The 2,868-nt window shown below is 28.1% G+C and carries 3 protein-coding genes; all 3 read left to right on the top strand.

Translation table 11 applies throughout. From position 1 onward, the window contains the following. Positions 1 to 1,932: DNA translocase FtsK (locus VK071_12710; GenBank protein ID HLR36173.1), on the top strand; the 1,932-nt coding region annotated here is incomplete at its 5' end. 113 nt (positions 1,933 to 2,045) lie between these two features. Then, positions 2,046 to 2,588, top strand: a complete 543-nt coding sequence (gene pgsA / locus VK071_12705; protein ID HLR36172.1) for a CDP-diacylglycerol--glycerol-3-phosphate 3-phosphatidyltransferase — start codon at positions 2,046 to 2,048, stop codon at positions 2,586 to 2,588. Between the two features lie 18 nt (positions 2,589 to 2,606). Further along, positions 2,607 to 2,868 (top strand): molybdopterin-binding protein (locus VK071_12700; protein ID HLR36171.1); only part of this gene is annotated, 262 nt, incomplete at its 3' end.

Below are 2,868 nucleotides of genomic sequence, written 5' to 3'. Positions count from 1 at the left end.
TTTGGTGGATACATATTTCCATTAATTATTTTATGTATAGGAATATTATTTTTACTAGATAAAATAAATATAAACGGAGAAAAAAAGGCATTATACCTTTCCATAATTTTTATATGTTTTCTAGTTATATTAGACATATATACAAATAACCGTATAGGTTTTTTAAATAGAATAAATTTCTCCTTAAAAGCTAGTGAAAAAGGTTATGGTGGAGGAATTATAGGGTCAATCTTAGGATTTACTTTTTTAAAATTATTTGGTGATATTGGCTCTTATATTATAATATCTTTCCTTATTTTAATAAATATTATAATGATAACAGAAATAAAGATTAATAATTTAATAAAAAGAAAGGTAAAAAAGAAATCTTCTAAATCTATTGTAGTTAATGATAATACTAAAAAAGCTAAATTTAATAATAAACCTGAAAATAAAAATATTAAAATTTTTAATTATAAAAACAATGAAGAAAAAAATAGAAAAACAGTAGAAAATAAGCTTATTAAAAATACTAAATCAACCAAAAATTATAAAATGCCTTTACTTGAGATGTTAGATGATGTTAAAACTAAAGGAAATGCAAATAATAAAAAAGAAGTACTTTTAAATGCAAGAAAAATTGAGGATACGATGGAGAGTTTCGGCATTAAGACTCAAGTTGTTCAGATAAATAAGGGTCCTACTATTACTTGTTATGAACTAGAACCAGCTCCAGGTGTAAAGGTCAGTAAAATAGTTAATCTTTCTAATGATATTTCTTTAAATTTAGCCACATCTGATGTCCGTATTGAGGCACCTATTCCTGGTAAATCTGTAGTAGGTATAGAGGTGCCAAATAGGATTAAATCAAAAGTAAATCTTAAGGGAATATTAACTTCAGATGAATTTAAATATAGTGAATCTAAGGTACCCATAGCCTTAGGTAAAAATATATCTGGAAAGCCTATAGTTACAAGTATAGATAAAATGCCTCACCTTTTAATAGCTGGTGCTACAGGTTCTGGTAAAAGTGTATGTATAAATTCAATTATAATGAGTATTTTATTTAAATCTACACCCGAAGAGGTAAAAATGCTATTAATAGATCCAAAGGTTGTAGAATTAAGTATTTATAATGGCATTCCTCATTTACTAGTTCCTGTTGTAACAGATGCTAAAAAAGCTAATGCTGCTTTGGATTGGGCTGTAGATGAAATGGAAAAAAGATATAAATTATTTTCTAAAAATAATGTTAGAGATATTGACTCTTATAATAAAAGAATAAAAGGAACAAAGAAAGAGAAGCTTCCACAAATAGTCATTATTATTGATGAATTAGCTGATTTAATGATGGTTTCAGCTCAAGAAATAGAAGATTATATTTGTAGATTAGCACAAATGGCTAGGGCTGCAGGGATATACTTAATCATTGCTACTCAAAGACCTTCTGTAGATGTTATAACTGGTACTATAAAAGCTAATATTCCTTCTAGAATTTCTTTTGCAGTAACATCACAAACAGATTCTAGAACTATATTGGATATTGGTGGAGCTGAAAAATTATTAGGAAAAGGTGATATGCTTTTCTATCCTTCTAATCTTCCAAAACCTATTAGGGTCCAAGGAGCTTTTGTTAAAGATGAAGAGGTTTATAAAGTTACTGAATTTTTAAAGTCACAAAATGTTTCTAATTATAAAGAAGAAATTATTGAAACCCTTGAGAAGAATGTCAAAGTTCCTAGAGGTAATGGCGATGAACTTTTACCTGATGCAATAAACTTAGTAGTAGAGGAAGGACAGGCATCTATATCTTTACTTCAAAGAAGATTAAGAATTGGATATGCTAGAGCTGCTAGGTTAATTGATGAAATGGAGGAAAGAGAAATAGTAGGAGGTTTTGAAGGCAGTAAACCTAGAAAAGTATTAATAACTAAAGAGGATTTAGATTCTTAGTATTTAGATGGATTTAAAGATCTTTTAGTATAAATATAGGGCTAAATGCAAATATTTAATTTTAACTGGCCCTATATAATTTCCAAAGAAGTAATAACTGGGGGAGATTATTAATGAATCTAGCAAATAAGATTACTATTTTTAGGGTGATAATGATACCGTTTTTTATGTTTTTTCTACTTTCAGATATTCAAAATGGTCAAATGATAGCTACTGGTATTTTTATTATTGCTGCTCTAACGGATAGCTTAGACGGTCATATAGCTCGTAGTAGAAATCAAATTACTACCTTAGGAAAGTTTATGGACCCACTAGCTGATAAACTTCTTGTATCAGCGGCATTAATATCAATGATAGAGTTAGGAATGGTAAAATCCTGGATGGTTGTAGTAATTATTGCAAGAGAATTTGCTATAACTGGATTAAGGGTTATTGCTGCTTCAGAAGGTATAACTATAGCTGCTAATTGGCTAGGTAAAATTAAAACTATTACTCAACTTGTAGCTATAATTTTATTATTATTAAATAATTATCCTTTTAGATTAATAAATATACCAATGGATCAAATTATGCTTTATATAGCAGTAATTTTTACTATAATATCTGGTATAGATTATTTATATGGAAATAGGCAAGTTTTTAAATCAAATGATTAATTAATAGGAGATGGTATATTGAAATGCGAAATAGTTGCTGTAGGCACTGAATTGCTTTTAGGTAATACTACTAATACTAATGCTCAATACTTATCAAAAGAACTATCTAAAATAGGTGTAGATGTTTCTTATCATACTGTTGTTGGAGATAGTCCAAAGGATTTAGAAAATGTAATTAATATAAGTTTAAATAGAGCTGATATAATTCTTTTTACTGGAGGATTAGGACCAACTCAGGATGATATGACAAAAGAAATTGTTTGCGAAAGCTTAGGTATTG

It is taken from the genome of Tissierellales bacterium, assembly GCA_035301805.1.
GTDB lineage: Bacteria > Bacillota > Clostridia > Tissierellales > DATGTQ01 > DATGTQ01.
This window is presented reverse-complemented; position numbering and strand designations above follow the sequence as displayed.